This is a genomic window from Bacillus sp. FSL K6-2861 (assembly GCF_038630725.1).
Taxonomy (GTDB): Bacteria; Bacillota; Bacilli; order Bacillales; family Bacillaceae; genus Bacillus; species Bacillus velezensis.
On the sequence record NZ_CP152037.1, the window covers coordinates 3,930,623 to 3,946,806 of the forward strand.

The following is a 16,184-nucleotide window of genomic DNA, read 5'->3' on the forward strand; positions in this document are numbered from 1 at the left end:
TCGAGAGGGCTTTTTTCGGGTTAACGTTTATTCAGTTTCCGCTCAATGATTTGTTCAAAGGTTTCCTTTCCCGCCGCGCCAGGGATTCTCTCATCGCCGATGATAAACGTCGGCACTGCCGTAATGCCGGCTTCCTCATAAGCATGGCGGAGCGCTTCCCGCTGTACGTGTCTGTACGCTCTTGTCTCAAGCGCCTCTTTGAAGGCAGCGCCGTCAAGTCCTGCTTCTTCCGCAAGCTTTGTCAGCACGCCAACGTCACCGATATTTTGTTCTTCCTGAAAGAACGCCTGAAAAACGCGTGTATGGTATTCGCTTCCTTTCCCATGTTCCTTTGCGAAATGAAAGCCTTCAAATGCCAAATCCGTGTAAGGATGCGGTGATACGCGGGGGAATGTGATTTCAACGCCTAACGACTGCGCCATCGGCTCAATGGAGTTTTTCCACATCTGCTGCTTGGCGGGATCATTCACCGGATCAAGTTTCGGCGAGGGGCTCGGACGCAATTCAAACGGCATCCATTCCACCTGTACGTCCTTGTCCTTGATTGCTTCTTCAAACGCCGCTTTGCCGACAAAGCAAAACGGACATACATAATCAGAATATACTTTAATCTGCAGTGTCATTGTAAGTCTCCTTTCCTTTTCATTTTAAGTTGTAACACATATAGTTACAAGTGTTTTTTTTAAAACACCCTCCATATGGAAGGTGTCACGATTCCAGCAGCCTTTGGGCGATATATTCTCCTTTTTTACAGCCGCCGGGACAGGCGAATAAGGAAGAGCCGATCGTTTGTGTGTATTCATTCAGCGCATCCTTTGCCGCCAAAGCCTTCAGCATCGGGACAAATTGGCGGTCCGGGTCTTTTTGAAAGCAGATAAACAGCAGGCCTGCGTCAACATAGCCCGTCTTCTGATCAATTCCGTCCGTATAGGAAAATGCCCGGCGCAGAATCTGTCTGCCGGTTGATTTTGCCACGCTGACATGCGAGTCGGCGGGAATTTGATTCAGCTTCACGGGATCGGTTTCCTTTTTTTGTCCGAAAGGCGCGCCCGAGCTTTTCACCCGCCCGAACGTGTCCTCGTGCTCCTTCAAGGATGAACGGTCCCATATATCTAAAAACATCTTAATTTTCCTAAATGCCATGTACGTGCCGCCCGTCATCCAGTCAGGCTCTCCTGATTGAACCCAAACGATCGAATTCATCAGGTTTTCATCCTTCGTGCTTTGGTTGCCGGTGCCGTCTTTAAACCCGAAGAGGTTGCGCGGTGTTTCTCCGTTTTTCCCGCCGCTTAAGAAACCTTTATTGAGAAAGCGGACTTCGCACACCCCCGATGCCTGTTTCATCAGGTTGCGCACCGCGTGAAACGCCGTTTGTTCATTATCCGCGCAGACCTGTATGACGATATCACCGCCGCCTTGTTTCTTATCGAGCTTGTCGTTAGGCATCGGCGGAATATCGGCGAGGTGCTTCGGTTTTTTATCTTTCAGTCCGAAGCGGTCCTTCCCGTCTTTCTCGAAAAACCCGGGGCCGAGGCCGAAGGTAACGGTCAAATTCGCCGGTGCCAGATCCTGCGACTCCCCGGTATCCTGCGGAGGCATATAGTTATTTTTCTGTTCGCCCGACGGGACGGCGCCTGAAGTCAGCAGCTGCGTCAGGCTTGTCCATTGTTTGAAAAGGGAGATGACATCGGCTTTGTCGCTTGACATGACATCAAGCGCTGCAAAATACACATACGTCTGATGCGCCGTTGTGATTCCTGCTTGGTGCTTTCCGTAAAAAGGAACGATTTGATCACGATCACTTTTTTTCATCATTCTTCTTTGAAGCGGTGGCCGCCGGTTTGAAGAGCGGCGCGAGTCCTCCGAGGCCGCTCGCTCCGACAGCGACAGCGGCGCCCGCGACGGCGCCCCACTTCAGGACATCCCGTCTGTGGATCTGTTTTTCCTTGTTTTGTTCATCGCTCATGCTGTGTCTTAACTCCTTTTAAAGCACACCGGCAATCTTCGACATGGTTTCAGAAAGGGCCGTCAGCTTCGTGCTTATCTCTCTGATTTGATCTGTACTTAATGTATCACAAGACGTATACGATTGATCGCACGTTTTGTATTTCGACATCAAAACTTCAAATTCGCTGAATTCCGCATCAAGTTTTTCCGTGACGTCGAAATGATCTCTCACTGCGCGCTTTTCACTGTTTCGCCGAGGGCTTTTGAGCCCTCGGCGCCGGCGGTGATTGGTTCAGGCGTCACTTTGAGAGAAGCGATAGAGCCGTCAAACGTTCCGGTCGATATTGCAAGCTGATTGTCCTGTTCTTGACATACGGCTTATATTCTCCAAGTCCGTCACTGCCTTTTTGCGCACACAGAAAAAGGGCCGCCCTATCGGGACAGCCCTGCTTTGGAGCGCTGAATTTCCTCTGAAAACTTCCGCGCCGCCGCTTTTGGATCTTCGGCTTGGCTGATGGCGCTGATCATGCTGACGCCGTCTGCACCCGCTTCAATGACGGGCGCCGCGTTGTCAGCCGTAATGCCGCCGATTCCTACAATCGGAATGGTGATGCCCTGACGTCGCACCTCTTCAATCAATGTAACGCCCTGCACGGCTTCAGCATCTTTTTTTGTTTCGGTCGGATAGACCGGGCCCATTCCGACGTAATCGGCTCCGGCTTCTTCCGCCCGCTTCACCTCGGAGACGTTATGTGCTGACACACCGAGTATCATATCGCCGATTGCCGCTCTCGTTTCTTCGGCGTCTGCGTCATCCTGCCCGATATGCACTCCGTCCGCCTCAAGGCGCAAGGCCAATTCGACATCATCATTAATGATGAAAGGAATCCCGGCCTGCCTGCAGACATCCTGCACCTGCTTCGCGAACAGGACACGTTCCTCCCCTGTTAAAGAACCGCTCCCCTTTTCCCGAAATTGAAAAAGCGTAGCGCCGCCCTCAATGGCTTTTTTCACCACGGAAACGGGGTCTGCGCTTGTATTGTTTGATCCCATAATAAAATAAACCGATAACATATCCTTCATCATTTCCCGAGAAATACGCGTCATTTTTCTGTCACCCTTTCAATTGCAGCAAGCTCGGCCGCTTCTTGTTCTGAGATGCTTGCCAGCTTGTTTAAAAGCTCAATCTGGAAGCTGCCCGGCCCCTTATGGGAGGTGTCCAAAGCGGCAAGCTGAGCGGCGCTTCCGTATACAGAAACGGCTGAAACGGCCGCTTGCAGAACGTCCTGCCCCGCTGCGCAGAAGGCTCCGATTACAGACGTCAGCAGGCATCCCGTCCCCGTCACCTTCGTCAGCAGTTTATCACCGTTATGTACGGCGTATGTGTCGGTGCCGTCGGAGATAACGTCGGTTTTTCCGGTAATCGCAATGACCGTCTTCAGCCCGCTTGCAGCCGTCTTAGCGAGCTGAACCACATCTCCTCCGGCTTCCCCCGCATCCACGCCTTTTATCTTCCAATCAGGGGCGCCGGCAATATTGGCGATTTCCGCGGCATTTCCGCGAATGACGGACAAGCGGACCTCCTGTATGATCTTGCGGGCTGATGCCGTCCGAAACGGCGTGGCGCCGGCGCCTACCGGATCAAAAATGACCGGAACACCGTTTTCATTGGCCGATTTTCCGGCTGCGATCATAGCTTCAACCGACGCCGAACTGAGGGTTCCTATATTCAGGACGAGCGCTCCTGCGATTTTCGCCATGTCGGCTGCCTCCTCAATTGCATAAGCCATAACGGGCGATGCGCCGAGCGCGAGCAGTCCGTTAGCGGTGAAGTTCGTGACGACATTATTGGTGATACTGTGAACGAGCGGGTTTTGATCCCGCACTTTACTCAAGTGTTGAGCTGCGGTTTGTGCGTCCATGCTTAATCATCCTTTTTTCTCTTTTTCGGATTCCATAAATACGATTTCGTATGCTCCAGCCAGGCTCTGGCGGCAAAGGACATATAGCGGTCTTTCCGCCAAATGATGGCTAAATGCCACGGAATAACCGGATGAACGAGCGGAATGGTTCTGACTTTGTCAGGATCAAGACCGCGGCAGATTCTTTCCGGCAAGAGGCCGATACCGAGATTGGCGGATACCATTTCGCTGATAAAGTCCCACTGTGACGTTTCATAAATGACGTGAGGCCTGAATCCGGCTTTCACGCATTCCGTCATAATTCGATTATGAAGGACAAAATCCTCCCTGAAAAATATGAACGGCTCTTCTTTCAATTCGTGAAGACTGCATTCTTTCTCGTCAGCGAGCCGATGTGACGGATGGACGACGAGCATAAGGGTTTCCTTGACGATTGTGAACGTATGAAAAATTTCTTCATTCGCGGGAAGCACGACGACCCCGATATCAAGCGAGCCGTCCTCCACCCCTTGCTGCACTTTAATAGAGCCGTCCTCAACAAGCTGAAACGTCACATCGGGATATGTGACGCGAAAGTCACCGAGCACTCTCGGAAAAAAGCCGGACCCGATCATCGGCGGAAGACCGATGCGGACGTGCCCTTTCTTCACTTCCATAATATCGTTCAGCTCTGACGTCAGGTTTTGGAATGACTTTGTAATTTCCTGCGCCTGCACATACATGCTCTGCCCGGCGTCAGTCAGTTCAACTTGCCGGCCATTGCGGTAAAACAGCTTAATGCCGAGCTCCGTCTCCAGGTTTTTAATCATTTTTGAGATTGTCGGCTGTGAAACATACAGAGACTGTGAGGCCTTCGTAAAGCTTTTCAAACGGGCAACTTCCAAAAAATACGTTAAGTGCCGAATATCCATTACATTTCATCCTTTCTATAGACAAAAGGAATACACATTATTCTTTATATGTATTTTACCTATAGCAAAACCTTCTGTACAATATAAATATAAGGGAGGCATCATTATGAAAAAATTGCTGCTTACCGTTATTCAAATCGCTCTGCTGTTTATATTTGCGCGTCTGATCAATTGGGTCACGGCGGCTCTTCATATAAATATTCCCGGCAGTATAATCGGGATTGTGATTCTTTTCACATTATTGCATTTCAAGATTATCAAACTTGAATGGATTGAGCTTGGCGCAGCATGGCTCCTCGGTGAGCTGCTGCTGTTTTTCATCCCGTCTGCCGTCGGAGTGATTGAATACGGAGATATTATGTCTAAATTCGGCGTAAGCATTTTACTTGTCGTCGTCATCAGCACATTTGTCGTGATGGTTTCAACAGGTACGCTTACACAGCTGATAGCAAAAAGAAAGGAGAAAAAACAAACGTGTTCATCGGAATCATAAGTTTATTCTTAACTGTCTTAGTATATTTGGGCGCGAAAAAACTCTACATTCGTTTTCCGCGGGTCTATACGTCGCCGCTTCTGATTACGCCCGCTGTTTTGGTCGTACTGCTGCTTCTTGTCAATGTCCCGTATCAGACATACAATCTCGGCGGCGGACTGCTGACCGATATGCTTCAGCCGGCAACAGTGGCGTTCGCCATCCCGCTTTATAAATATTTCCCGATTTTAAAGAAATACGCCGTGGAAATTATTTTGAACGTAGCTGTCGGTTCATGTATCGCCATTCTGTCAACGGCCTTTATCGCGAAATGGTTCCATCTCGGCAGCAGCTTAGTCGACAGTCTCGTGCCGCGATCCGTGACGACGCCGATTGCCATGAACGTTTCAGAAATGATCGGCGGGATGCCGGCCGTTACAGCGGTTTTCGTCATTTTAACGGCTTTATTGGGAACGATCATCGGGCCGATGGTCATCCGCTATTTCCGCATTGATAACGAAATTGCCCGGGGCGTGCTGCTCGGAACTAGCGCGCACGGAGCGGGAACATCTAAAGCATTTGAGCTCAGCTCCGTATCAGGAACGATCTCAAGCGTGTCCATGATTCTCGCCGCAATTATGACGCTGTGCGCGGCCCCGATTTTGCTTTCGTTTATGTCATAAAAGACTGCTCCTTACAGAGCGGTCTTTTTTTATTTTCCACGCAGATTGATTTGTCTGTCCTTCATAAAAAGACGAAAACACGATATGATAAGATATGAAGTGAAAAGACTGAAGAACGGATGTGTCATATGAACGGCCAGCAGCGAAGCAGCATCAGAAAAGGACTTGAAGTCGATATCGTCCTGAAAGCCGATCAGCGTTCAGGAAAGCTGACAAGAGGAATCGTGAAGGATATTTTGACGAACTCAAGCTTCCACCCGCGCGGCATTAAGGTCCGCCTTGAAGACGGGCGAATCGGCCGGGTGCAGCACATTATTGAATAGAAAAGAGCCGGAGCTTCACGCCCGGCTTTTTTTCTTTAATTTTAGCAATGAAATCCTCATATGTTCTCCCTTTATATACAAAAAATCTTTAACCAACTATTGACTTTTACGTTGCGTAATACTTTAGAGTAGCCATTAAGGAGGCGGCAAACGTGATGGGTATGAAAGTAAAAGAAGTAGCTGAACTGATTGGAGTAAGCATACGTACTCTCCATCATTACGATCAAATTGGATTATTGACTCCTCAGGAAACGACCGATTCCGGTTATCGGCTTTATTCTGAAGAGAATCTTGAACAGCTGCAGCAGGTACTATTTTTCAAGGAGCTCGATTTCTCCTTAAAAGAGATTAAAGAAATCATTAATAGTCCTTCATTTAACCGAAGGGAGGCATTAATTTTACAAAAGAAAATGTTGATTGAGAAACGGAATAGAGTCGATAAAATGATTGAAACCATCGATAAATCAATCAAACATTTGATGGGAGAGATTTGCATGACGAACAAAGAGCGGTTTGAGGGAATGAACTTCAATCATAATCTTTATGAACAAGAAGCTCGCAAACGGTGGGGTGATCAACCTGTCGATAAGGTAAATATTAGATTGAAAAACATGACTGATGGTGAGCAAAAAGATTTATCTCATAAGTGGACTGCAATGTTCAATAAATTTGCACTCCTTATTAACCAATCTCCCAAGTCCCCAGACGTACAAAAAGCTATCAAAGAGTGGTTTGATTTTCTCAATGAAAATTTTGGTGAATATTCTTTTGATGCCTTTTACGGATTAGGTCAACTCTATATTGAAGATAAACGCTTCACTAAGAACATCGACCAGTATGGTGAAGGGTTGGCGAAGCTCATGAGTGACGCCATTACAATTTATATAGATCATCAAAAAAAGGGTGGTACCCATTAAAATCATTATCGAGGATACAATCCGGCAATACGAAACGTTATTTTCAATGATTGAAAATAGAGAAGATTATTATCGGTATTCAATGATGAAACCTTTTGAAGATATGTGGAAAAAGATTAATGTTCCCTTAAAGGCAAAGCAGCCTAACGGATATGATGTAATCATGGCTGCAAATATGCTGGGCTATCTGAGCATATTTGATACGGAAACCGGAAGAAAAGCATTAGAGAAACTAAAAGAAATTCAAGCTCTTCAAATTGCATATGGCACTTTAACTCATTGTGTAGAATTTATCCAGCAAAACCGCTTAAAAATAAATGCTGATGAAATAAGGTTTGGGATGTATCTGGCCAATCAAAAAAAGCTTGAGTTACATAGAGGGTATTGTGGATTCGGAGGAATTCCGGGATTTATTCAAGTTTCAATATTCCCCAATTCTTATAACATACCGAGACTGCCTGCTGTAATCGCACATGAATTTCATCATAATATTCGTTTTTCGTATTTCAATTGGGATTATGGGAACGTAACGGTTGGTGATTACTTAATTATAGAGGGGTTGGCAGAATCGTTTGCCAAAGAACTTTACGGAGAAGCTCTGTTAGGTCCCTGGGTTACTTCTTTTGAAAAAGAAGACTTAGAATACTCAAAAGAAATCATCAAAGACTCATTAAATATGAAAGGATTTGCTGAGGTCAGCAGTTACATGTTTGGTGACACCTTTGCAGCCGAACAAGGTTATCAGCCTGTCGGCTTATCACCGTTTGCAGGTTATGCGGTTGGCTACCAAGCGGTGCAATCCTTCATGAAAGCCAACAATGTGGGGATTAGTGAGGCCACTTTACTTAGCACAGATGAGATACTAAGTAATAGCGGGTTGTTTCTTTAAGATATGAAGATTATTTTATCCCGTATTAACGCGATGAAAGAGGGTTTTCTTTTCCCCTCTTTCCACGCTATAAATGATCATTCTATTTTTTCCGCAAGAAAACAACCTTCAAATAGTTCCCTTCTTTAAACGCGGGAATCGTTTTGAAATCTTCCGGAAGCGTGTATTCTTCCAAAATGTCGTAACGCTCATTTGTTTCTTTAAAGGCGGTCTCTATAAAGCCTTTAAATTTCTTCATATTGAAGGCGCTGCTGTTTGTCGAAGCGACGATGATGCCGTTTTTTGCGGTGATGGCGATCGTTTCCTTCAGCAGATTTTTATAATCTTTCGCCGCGCTGAACGTCCGTTTTTTTGTGCGGGCGAAAGAAGGCGGATCAAGGATGATGAGGTCAAACTCCAGCCCTTTTTTCTCCGCATAGCCGAAGTATTTGAAAACATCCATGACTTTAATGTCATGCGCCTCATAATCAATTCCGTTGGCGCTGAACTGTTCAATCGTTTTTGCGAGACTGCGGTTGGCGACATCGACGCTGGTCGTTTTCTCAGCTCCGCCAAGCGCCGCCGCAACGGAAAATGCCCCTGTATAAGAGAACGTATTCAGCACCCGTCTGCCATTTGCATACTTGTCCCGAATCGCTTTGCGCACATGACGCTGGTCTAAGAAAATGCCCGTCATCGCCCCGTCGTTTAAATCCACCGCGTACCGTATGCCGTTTTCTAGAACAATGACCGGAAAATCTCCTCTTTCGCCTTTGACAAAATCGTCGTCTTCCACGTATTGCCCGGCAGTATCGAATCGTTTCTTTTCATAGATCGCTTTATAAGAAAGCTCCAGTCCGTCAATCGCCTCAATCATGCTGTCCTTATAAGCGTAAATGCCTTTACTGTACCATTGAATCAGCAGATAACCGTCATAAAAGTCAATCGTGACGCCGCCGATGCCGTCGCCCTCACCGTTGAACAGCCGGAACGCCGTCGTGTCGGGCGCCTTAAACAGATGAGCTCTCGCTTCAGCCGCTTTTTTCAGCTTGTCCAGAAAGAAACGTCCGTCGATCCGTTCATCTCTCGCGCGGGACAGCACCCAGCCGACTCCTTTATTCTGCAAACCGTAATAGCCTTTTCCGATAAACTCACCCTTCTCGGATGTCACATCAAAAAGATCGCCCTCTGTTAAATGAGCCGAGCTTCCGGACAGAGCGTCTTTTTCAATCAGGGGGAATCCTTTTTTCAGCTTTCCGGCAAATGTATCTTTCACTGTAAGTAGCTTCATTGTGCATTCCTCTTTCGTTTTGCTTTCTCTTATCGTACCATAAAACATGATCAACACCGCATTGTCCCGAAAAATTCAAAACAGGGGGAAAACCATGACAGCCAAAAGAATCGACCATACAGGCATTATGGTCAAAGATATTGAAACATCCATCGCCTTTTATCAAGACGTTCTCGGTATGCAGTTAAAGGATCGTATCACTCATACGAACGGCATTATTGAACTTGCCTTTCTCGGCTTTCAGGAAGGGCCGGAGACAGAAATTGAGCTGATCCAGGGCTACAGCAGCGAGCTTCCCGCAGAAGGAAAAGTCCATCATGTCGCTTTATTAACTGAAGATATCGCGGCGGAGTTCACGCATGCGAAGCGTCAGGGCGCCGTATTTATCGATGAAGAAATCACGACGCTTCCGAACGGGTACCGCTACTTTTACATTGAAGGACCTGACGGCGAATGGATCGAATTTTTCCAGCGTTAAAAAAACGGGCGAAAGCGCCCGTTTTTTTTATGTTTCTTCAGTGACGTTTTGTTCCGCCGCCCGTTCCTCTCTCCATTTTTGAAGATCCCAAATTCGGAAAAACGGATAATAGATGATAAATGTAATCAGGAGATTGATCAGCTGCATGACCGAACCGGAGATTTTCCCGCCCGTCGCCAAATAACCGGAAATCAGCGGCGGCATCGTCCACGGCACGGCGATTCCCGCCGGTTTTGCCACCATCCCCGTGCTCATCCCGATGTACGTCGCCGTAATGGTCAAGAGCGGCGCAATGATAAAGGGCACGATTAACAGCGGATTCATGACGAGCGGCATCCCGAAAATAATCGGTTCGTTAATGTTAAAAATCGCGGGCCCGATGCCGAGACGGCCGAGCTGTTTCATCTGTTTGCTTCTGGAGCGCACAAGCATGGTCAGCACAAGGGCAAGCGTCGCTCCGCTTCCGCCGACATTAATCCATATTTGAAAGAACTGTGTCGTAAAAATGCTCGGCAGCGCTTCTCCCGCCTGAAAAGCCAAACGGTTGGCGTCCATCGCCCCGTACCAGATCGGCGACATGACGCCGCCGATAATGGACGCGCCGTGTATGCCGCACGACCAAAGCAGCATTTGCACGAATTCGGCGATAAGACTTCCGCCGAGACTCCCGCCCAAAATAGACAGCGGGGTGCCCAGCAGATCGCCTACGACATTGTGGAGGCTTTTAAAAGGAGTTATTTCAATAAACAGACGGGCCAGCCATACAAGCGTAATAATAATGAAACCGGGGATGAGCGCAACGAACGATTTGCTGACCGCAGGCGGCACTCCGTCAGGCATTTTAATGACGATATTTCTTTGTATGATAAACCGGTACACTTCCGTAGACAGCATTGCAATGATCATCGCGACAAACAGACCTTTGCTTCCGAGCAGCGAAATCGGAATGCCGCCTCCCACCATAATCTCTGTTGCCGAGCCGTCAGGAATAAACGGAATCTGATACGGCGTCGCCAATAAAAAGGCGGCAAGGGCAATGGCTCCCGACGACAGGGCATCCACCTCATAGCTTTCCGCAAGCCGGTAGGCAATCCCAAAGGCGGCGACAAGCGCCATAATGTCAAAGGACGCATTCACGGGATACCCGAGCTTTTCAACCCAATTTTCACCGAAAAGACCAGCCATAAAATCGGCATAACCGGGAATCGGAAGACTCGTCAGAATCAGAAAAACCGATCCGATGATGATAAGCGGCATAGTCAAAATAATGCCGTCCCGCAAAGCTCTTAAGTGCCTTTGGCCGGCGACTTTTCCGGCGACAGGCATGATTTTTTCTTCCATGACCCGATTGAACGTACTCATTTATCAAAAACCCCCTTTTTGAGTTCATTGCGCAGATGTCTTAAAGCATTTTCTCCATCATATTTTGGAAACGCTTACATTTGCATACAGAAATTTTCCTTATCCCTCAGGAAAAAAAGAATTCCGCACTGCCGATATATAAAGAAAAAGGGGGAATTGCAATGTATCACACCCTGAAACCGATAATGGCCGCGGCCTTGTGCGCCGGCCTGTTCTCCGCCGCGGCGCCCGCGCACGCCGAGACGCACGACCGGGACGTTATCGTGGTGTACAAAAATCAAAACGGCAAGGAATCCGCCATAGACAGCGGAGCGGATGTGGAACAGACCTATCAGCATCTCCCGGCAGTCGCCGTGTCAGCCGATTCACAAACGGTGAAAGACCTGAAACAGGACCCTGACATCTTATATGTAGAAGACAATGTATCCTTTCAGGCAGCAGGCGGTTCTGATATCCGCCCGTTATCAGCGGCCCAAAGCAGCAGTGACGCGCTGCCGCAATGGGATATAGAACCGACTCAGGTCAAGCAGGCGTGGAAAGAAGGCTTGACGGGAAAAAAGGTGAAAGTGGCTGTCATTGACAGCGGCATTTACCCTCATGATGACCTTTCCATTGCCGGAGGCTATTCCGCAGTCAGCTATACTTCTTCATACAAAGATGACAACGGACACGGGACGCATGTCGCCGGAATCATTGCGGCAAAACATGATGGATACGGCATTGACGGCATCGCGCCGGATGTCCGGTTATATGCGGTTAAAGCATTAGACAGAAAGGGTGCAGGGGATCTTAAAAGCCTTCTTAAAGCGATCGACTGGTCGATCGCCAATAAAATGGACATCATCAATATGAGCCTCGGAACTAACGCAGACAGCAAAATTCTTCACGACGCCGTAGACAAAGCATACAAAAAAGGAATCGTGATCGTAGCCGCCGCAGGAAACGACGGCAACAAAAAACCCGTCAATTATCCGGGTGCCTACAGCAGCGTAACGGCAGTCTCAGCGTCAACTGAAAAAAACGGGCTCGCGGCTTTTTCCACGACCGGAAAACAAATTGAGTTTGCCGCACCCGGCACCAATATTACGAGCACGTATCTGAATCAAATGTACGCCACGGCTGACGGCACATCTCAAGCCGCGCCCCACGTCACCGGCATGTTCGCGCTGCTCAGGCAGAAATATCCCGAGGAAACAAATACACAGCTCCGGCAGCAGATGCAGCAAAACGTCAAAGATCTGGGCGCTCCCGGACGTGACAACCGATTCGGGTACGGCCTGGTGCAATATCACGTAAAGCAAAAGAGCTTTGCCGAACGGGCCGTAATAAAAGCGGAAAAGACGAAAAAACAGGCAGATATCAATCAAGCAAAAACGGCCGTCAGCAAGCTGTCCAAGTCAAAGGGAAAAACCGCTCTCGAGTCCCGGATCAATAAAGTTCAGACGGCAAGAAATGTGACGGACGCAAGAGACAAAGTCCGGACTGCCGAAAAACAAAAGAAAAAAACCGCCGTTAATGCCGCACAAAGCGCCATTCGCAAATTACCGGCCGGTTCAGAGAAAAAAGGGCTGCAAAAGCGGCTGAACGCTGTCAACTCAAGCCTTTTGAAAACAGCTGAAGCCAGCGTCAAACAGGCGGAAAAAAAGACCTCCGAGGCCAGCACCGCAAAAGCCCAAAAAGCAGTCAGCGAAATCCAGCCGGGAAAAGAAAAAACCGCTCTGGAAAAACGGCTTGAGAGGATAAAAGATAAACTCAACCGGCAGCAGGCTAGAGACAAAGTAAAAACGGCTGAAAAAACCAAGACGAAAAAAGCAAAATCAGCGGCGCAAACGGCAGTCAGCCGATTGCAGCCGTCTGCCGAAAAGACCGGCCTGCAAAAACGCGTGCGTGCGATTCGGGTGAAATAGCAAAAAAACGCTTATGAGCCGGATAACGGCTTCACAAGCGTTTCATCACACCTGCCTATTGGTTCATGGCCGGGCGGTCGATCGTGTTCCATTTCGTAAAGGACATATATCGGAAATAATGATCACGATACGGGTGCGAGGTGCCTGTATTCCAAGGCTTGTCGCTGCCGCAGAAATGGACGATGGCCGGTTCGGCACGTGTTTCTCTGTAACGTATACGGTCGATCAGTTCAGGAGGCGTTTTCTCATTCATGATAATATGCGTCTGCGCGTTCCAGCGCGGATGCAGTTCATGCCATTGATCATATAAGATCGCGTTAAGCGCGTCCTGATCATGAAACACGAGAAAATCCTCCGAGCTGTTTTCGTTGATAAAATCAATCACCTTTTCGGAAATATTTTGTTTTCTCCAAGGTTCGAAATCTATAATCATAATGCCGGAATTAAAATACTTGGCAGTTTCGCTGATATTCATTTTTTTCAGCCTTTCATGCTGTCCGGCGTCTTCTACCGCCGCAACTATTGCCGGGGAAATATCCAAATCCCATAAAGCCGAAATATCTTCCATCACAATTGCATCGCAATCAATGTAAATCATCCGTTTTACGGACTCATCCTTTATTAAATCAGGGATGGAAATGCGGTAATAAGCCGCTTTTGTAATGTGGCTGCTTTCGACTGCATGCTTGTATTGATCAGCGTCTACTTCTAAAAATTCAAGCGGCGTCCCGAATGACATCGCGGTCTGTTCAAGCTTGTCCTTGTTTTCGGCAGTAATTCCGCCGTCGATTACATATAATTTCGCATCCCTTGTTTTATCCATATTCATCAATAAAGAAGCGAACATCCCACCCAAATGACGAGCATAATGATCATCGGCACATGATACGATATGCATTGTTTCATTCTTTCCCACTGATATTCATCTCCCTTTTTGTTGTACAAATGTCTTTCCCTTTTTTTAAAAAGTAAACCTCGATCTTACACATTCTTTCTGCGGGAATGTGCTGTTTACGATTTGATATCTATTGCATTCTCTGTTAAAATTCATTTCATAGCTAATGATTCTGACAATAATAAGGAGCATGACGCCATTGACGAATCGCAACGATGCCGGATCAGACAATAAGAAGCCGAACAGGCCTTTTTCCGATCTATCCGGCCGAAACAAAGAGGCGGCCTATATTGCCGCTGCACTCTATCGGTCCGCCCAGCAGCTCCGTGTAAAAATGGAGAAAGAGGTGCTGTCGGCACACAAATTATCATGGACGGCGTTTTCTATCCTGTATGACCTTTGTGAATGGGAAACGCTTGATACAAGAAGGATAGCCGCTCTATCCGGAATTACCGCGGCGACGGCGAGCAATGTCCTGAAGACTTTGGAGAAGAAGGGCTTATGCAGCAGACAAACGAACAAAAGAGACCGCAGGCTTGTATTCGTCAATATTACCGATGAGGGCAGAAAGGTTATTGAAGACCTTTACCCCGACTTTCATCAGGGGGAAATTGAACTGACGGCCTGTCTGGATAAACAGGAACAAAAAACGCTGTCCGCCCTGCTGCAAAAAATCGCTGACAATTTCATAACATAGCAGCTATGACGGGAATCAGTAACGGATTGTCTCCCTGTTTCAGAGAGCCGGCGGATGGTGCAAGCCGGCACAAAGACAAACGTGAATTACCTCCCTGAGCTTTCTTTGTGAACTTCAGTAGCAAAGAACGGGAAACCGTTATTCGAATGAGCGGAAGACGTCGTCTTCAATCAGGGTGGTACCGCGTGCATACAGCCACGTCCCTTTTGGGATGCGGCTTTTTTGTTTGGCTAAAAAAAGGAGGATGTAAAAGATGGAATCAATCACTTTAACGAATGATCAGGAAAAAGAAGTGCAAAGGCAGCTGGATTTGTACATGACCGGCGCCGCGGACGTCATACCGCCTGAAGAATTGAGAAATAAAATCGCCAAATCAGTGGCATCCGGCAAGCCGCTGAACATTAAACTCGGCCTTGATCCGTCCGCACCCGACGTCCACTTGGGCCATACCGTCGTGTTAAACAAACTGCGCCAATTTCAAGAAAACGGCCATATTATACAGCTTGTTATCGGGGATTTTACCGGAAAAATCGGTGATCCGACGGGGAAGTCGCAAGCCAGAAAACAGCTGACTGATGAAGAAGTCCAACACAATGCCAAAACCTATTTTGAACAGTTTGGCAAGGTGCTGGATCAAGACAAAGTTGAACTTCACTGCAACTCAAAATGGCTGAAGACATTGAATCTGGAAGATGTGATTGAATTAGCGGGGAAAATTACTGTCGCCCGTCTGATGGAGCGCGACGACTTTGAGGAGCGCATCGCCATGAAAAAACCGATCTCACTTCACGAATTCTTTTACCCGCTGATGCAGGGTTACGATTCTGTCGTTCTCGAAAGCGATATCGAACTCGGCGGTACGGACCAGCATTTTAACGTGCTGATGGGCCGCCATTTCCAAGAACGCTACAAAAAAGAAAAGCAGGTCGTCATCCTCATGCCGCTTTTGGAGGGTCTTGACGGAGTTGAAAAAATGTCTAAATCAAAAAACAACTACATCGGTATTGACGAGCATCCGAACGACATGTACGGCAAAACGATGTCATTGCCGGACAGCCTGATGAAAACATATATTCATTTAGCGACAGACTTAGAGCCTGCGGAGAAAAAACAGATGGAGAAGGATTTGGAATCAGGAAAGCTTCATCCGAGAGATGCCAAAATGATCTTAGCGGGTACAATCGTCAGAATGTACCACGGCAGGAAAGCGGCGGATGCGGCAGAACAGCATTTCAAGCGTGTCTTCCAGCAAAACAGCCTGCCTGAAGATATGAAAACCGTCATATGGGACGGAGAAAAGACCGTGCCCCTTATTGAGCTGCTCGTCACGATTGGACTCTTTTCTTCAAAAAGCGAAGCACGCCGTATGATTCAAAACGGCGGAGTCAAAGTGAACGGGGAGAAAACGGATGCCCTTCATACCGTCATTACCGCAGAAGACGGCATGACGATTCAGGTGGGCAAGCGAAAATTTGTACAGCTGCGCGTAAACGGATAAATAAACAGCCGGA

General features: G+C 47.7%; 16 protein-coding genes, 2 pseudogenes and 1 other annotated feature. Of the genes and pseudogenes, 9 read left to right on the forward strand and 9 right to left on the reverse strand.

Features of this window, described 5'->3' with window-relative positions; translation table 11 throughout:
- Nucleotides 1-20: 20 nt before the first annotated feature.
- The 6 genes and pseudogenes from NYE62_RS19555 to NYE62_RS19580 all read right to left on the reverse strand — a co-directional run bounded on the left by NYE62_RS19555 (nucleotide 21) and on the right by NYE62_RS19580 (nucleotide 4,780).
- Nucleotides 21-623: a DsbA family oxidoreductase gene (locus NYE62_RS19555; protein WP_144664796.1), complete on the reverse strand. Its 603-nt coding sequence runs from the start codon at nucleotides 621-623 to the stop codon at nucleotides 21-23.
- Nucleotides 624-708: 85 nt separating this feature from the next.
- Nucleotides 709-1,966: pseudogene (gene efeB / locus NYE62_RS19560) on the reverse strand (iron uptake transporter deferrochelatase/peroxidase subunit).
- 18 nt (nucleotides 1,967-1,984) lie between these two features.
- A pseudogene (locus NYE62_RS19565) lies at nucleotides 1,985-2,274 on the reverse strand (Efem/EfeO family lipoprotein); the annotation flags it as partial.
- Nucleotides 2,275-2,379: 105 nt separating this feature from the next.
- Nucleotides 2,380-3,054 (reverse strand): thiamine phosphate synthase, encoded by a 675-nt coding sequence (gene thiE / locus NYE62_RS19570; RefSeq protein ID WP_095352550.1) that lies wholly within the window; start codon nucleotides 3,052-3,054, stop codon nucleotides 2,380-2,382.
- A complete protein-coding gene (thiM, locus tag NYE62_RS19575; RefSeq protein ID WP_095352549.1) occupies nucleotides 3,051-3,869 on the reverse strand; it encodes a hydroxyethylthiazole kinase in 819 nt (272 codons plus the stop codon). Before thiM ends, thiE begins: the two co-directional genes overlap by 4 nt.
- A 2-nt stretch (nucleotides 3,870-3,871) precedes the next feature.
- Entirely contained in the window at nucleotides 3,872-4,780 is a 909-nt protein-coding gene (locus tag NYE62_RS19580) for a LysR family transcriptional regulator (RefSeq protein WP_003150908.1), read from the reverse strand.
- 106 nt (nucleotides 4,781-4,886) lie between these two features.
- Between NYE62_RS19580 and NYE62_RS19585 the strand changes: the two genes are divergently transcribed.
- The 5 genes from NYE62_RS19585 (at nucleotide 4,887) to NYE62_RS19605 (ending at nucleotide 8,064) form a co-directional block, all read left to right on the forward strand.
- Nucleotides 4,887-5,273: a CidA/LrgA family holin-like protein gene (locus tag NYE62_RS19585; RefSeq protein WP_007407725.1), complete on the forward strand. Its 387-nt coding sequence runs from the start codon at nucleotides 4,887-4,889 to the stop codon at nucleotides 5,271-5,273.
- Nucleotides 5,255-5,935 carry a CidB/LrgB family autolysis modulator gene (locus tag NYE62_RS19590; protein ID WP_012118753.1) on the forward strand — a complete coding sequence of 227 codons (681 nt, stop codon included), beginning with the start codon at nucleotides 5,255-5,257 and terminating at the stop codon, nucleotides 5,933-5,935. The genes NYE62_RS19585 and NYE62_RS19590 overlap by 19 nt, the downstream gene beginning before the upstream one ends.
- Before the next feature lie 128 nt (nucleotides 5,936-6,063).
- Entirely contained in the window at nucleotides 6,064-6,258 is a 195-nt protein-coding gene (locus NYE62_RS19595; protein WP_003150901.1) for a YwbE family protein, read from the forward strand.
- Nucleotides 6,259-6,413: 155 nt separating this feature from the next.
- Complete coding sequence (locus NYE62_RS19600) at nucleotides 6,414-7,175, forward strand: MerR family transcriptional regulator (protein WP_095352558.1); 762 nt, start codon at nucleotides 6,414-6,416, stop codon at nucleotides 7,173-7,175.
- Nucleotides 7,176-7,221: 46 nt separating this feature from the next.
- On the forward strand, nucleotides 7,222-8,064 hold the full coding sequence (locus tag NYE62_RS19605) for a DUF2268 domain-containing protein (RefSeq protein WP_225045680.1): 843 nt from the start codon (nucleotides 7,222-7,224) through the stop codon (nucleotides 8,062-8,064).
- Between the two features lie 82 nt (nucleotides 8,065-8,146).
- Here NYE62_RS19605 and NYE62_RS19610 read toward each other — a convergent pair whose 3' ends face one another.
- Nucleotides 8,147-9,334: a class I SAM-dependent rRNA methyltransferase gene (locus NYE62_RS19610; RefSeq protein ID WP_095352547.1), complete on the reverse strand. Its 1,188-nt coding sequence runs from the start codon at nucleotides 9,332-9,334 to the stop codon at nucleotides 8,147-8,149.
- Nucleotides 9,335-9,428: 94 nt separating this feature from the next.
- On the opposite strand from NYE62_RS19610, the gene NYE62_RS19615 reads away from it, so the two are divergent.
- Complete coding sequence (locus NYE62_RS19615; RefSeq protein ID WP_003150894.1) at nucleotides 9,429-9,812, forward strand: VOC family protein; 384 nt, start codon at nucleotides 9,429-9,431, stop codon at nucleotides 9,810-9,812.
- Nucleotides 9,813-9,839: 27 nt separating this feature from the next.
- On the opposite strand, the gene celB is transcribed toward NYE62_RS19615, so the two are convergent.
- Nucleotides 9,840-11,174, reverse strand: a complete 1,335-nt coding sequence (celB, locus tag NYE62_RS19620) for a PTS cellobiose transporter subunit IIC (protein ID WP_007407728.1) — start codon at nucleotides 11,172-11,174, stop codon at nucleotides 9,840-9,842.
- Nucleotides 11,175-11,335: 161 nt separating this feature from the next.
- Here celB and NYE62_RS19625 point away from each other — a divergent pair, with 161 nt between their 5' ends.
- Entirely contained in the window at nucleotides 11,336-13,081 is a 1,746-nt protein-coding gene (locus tag NYE62_RS19625; protein ID WP_095352557.1) for a S8 family peptidase, read from the forward strand.
- Nucleotides 13,082-13,136: 55 nt separating this feature from the next.
- Here NYE62_RS19625 and NYE62_RS19630 read toward each other — a convergent pair whose 3' ends face one another.
- Nucleotides 13,137-13,997 carry a glycosyltransferase family 8 protein gene (locus tag NYE62_RS19630; RefSeq protein ID WP_095352546.1) on the reverse strand — a complete coding sequence of 287 codons (861 nt, stop codon included), beginning with the start codon at nucleotides 13,995-13,997 and terminating at the stop codon, nucleotides 13,137-13,139.
- Between the two features lie 178 nt (nucleotides 13,998-14,175).
- Here NYE62_RS19630 and NYE62_RS19635 point away from each other — a divergent pair, with 178 nt between their 5' ends.
- Nucleotides 14,176-14,673: a MarR family transcriptional regulator gene (locus NYE62_RS19635; protein WP_144664733.1), complete on the forward strand. Its 498-nt coding sequence runs from the start codon at nucleotides 14,176-14,178 to the stop codon at nucleotides 14,671-14,673.
- Nucleotides 14,670-14,881: a binding site (T-box leader), on the forward strand. (Overlaps the previous gene by 4 nt.)
- Before the next feature lie 45 nt (nucleotides 14,882-14,926).
- Nucleotides 14,927-16,171, forward strand: coding sequence for a tyrosine--tRNA ligase (gene tyrS, locus NYE62_RS19640; protein ID WP_144664734.1), 1,245 nt, complete (start codon nucleotides 14,927-14,929; stop codon nucleotides 16,169-16,171).
- Nucleotides 16,172-16,184 lie beyond the last annotated feature (13 nt).

Bases quoted from the DNA above. Each gene is read 5' to 3' on its own strand.
- NYE62_RS19625 (WP_095352557.1), top strand. From the start codon at position 11,336: ATGTATCACACCCTGAAACCGATAATGGCCGCGGCCTTGTGCGCCGGC.
- celB (WP_007407728.1), bottom strand. From the start codon at position 11,174: ATGAGTACGTTCAATCGGGTCATGGAAGAAAAAATCATGCCTGTCGCC.
- NYE62_RS19600 (WP_095352558.1), top strand. From the start codon at position 6,414: ATGGGTATGAAAGTAAAAGAAGTAGCTGAACTGATTGGAGTAAGCATA.
- NYE62_RS19580 (WP_003150908.1), bottom strand. From the start codon at position 4,780: ATGGATATTCGGCACTTAACGTATTTTTTGGAAGTTGCCCGTTTGAAA.
- thiM (WP_095352549.1), bottom strand. From the start codon at position 3,869: ATGGACGCACAAACCGCAGCTCAACACTTGAGTAAAGTGCGGGATCAA.
- thiE (WP_095352550.1), bottom strand. From the start codon at position 3,054: ATGACGCGTATTTCTCGGGAAATGATGAAGGATATGTTATCGGTTTAT.
- NYE62_RS19555 (WP_144664796.1), bottom strand. From the start codon at position 623: ATGACACTGCAGATTAAAGTATATTCTGATTATGTATGTCCGTTTTGC.
- NYE62_RS19610 (WP_095352547.1), bottom strand. From the start codon at position 9,334: ATGAAGCTACTTACAGTGAAAGATACATTTGCCGGAAAGCTGAAAAAA.
- NYE62_RS19585 (WP_007407725.1), top strand. From the start codon at position 4,887: ATGAAAAAATTGCTGCTTACCGTTATTCAAATCGCTCTGCTGTTTATA.
- tyrS (WP_144664734.1), top strand. From the start codon at position 14,927: ATGGAATCAATCACTTTAACGAATGATCAGGAAAAAGAAGTGCAAAGG.
- NYE62_RS19605 (WP_225045680.1), top strand. From the start codon at position 7,222: ATGATTGAAAATAGAGAAGATTATTATCGGTATTCAATGATGAAACCT.
- NYE62_RS19595 (WP_003150901.1), top strand. From the start codon at position 6,064: ATGAACGGCCAGCAGCGAAGCAGCATCAGAAAAGGACTTGAAGTCGAT.
- NYE62_RS19615 (WP_003150894.1), top strand. From the start codon at position 9,429: ATGACAGCCAAAAGAATCGACCATACAGGCATTATGGTCAAAGATATT.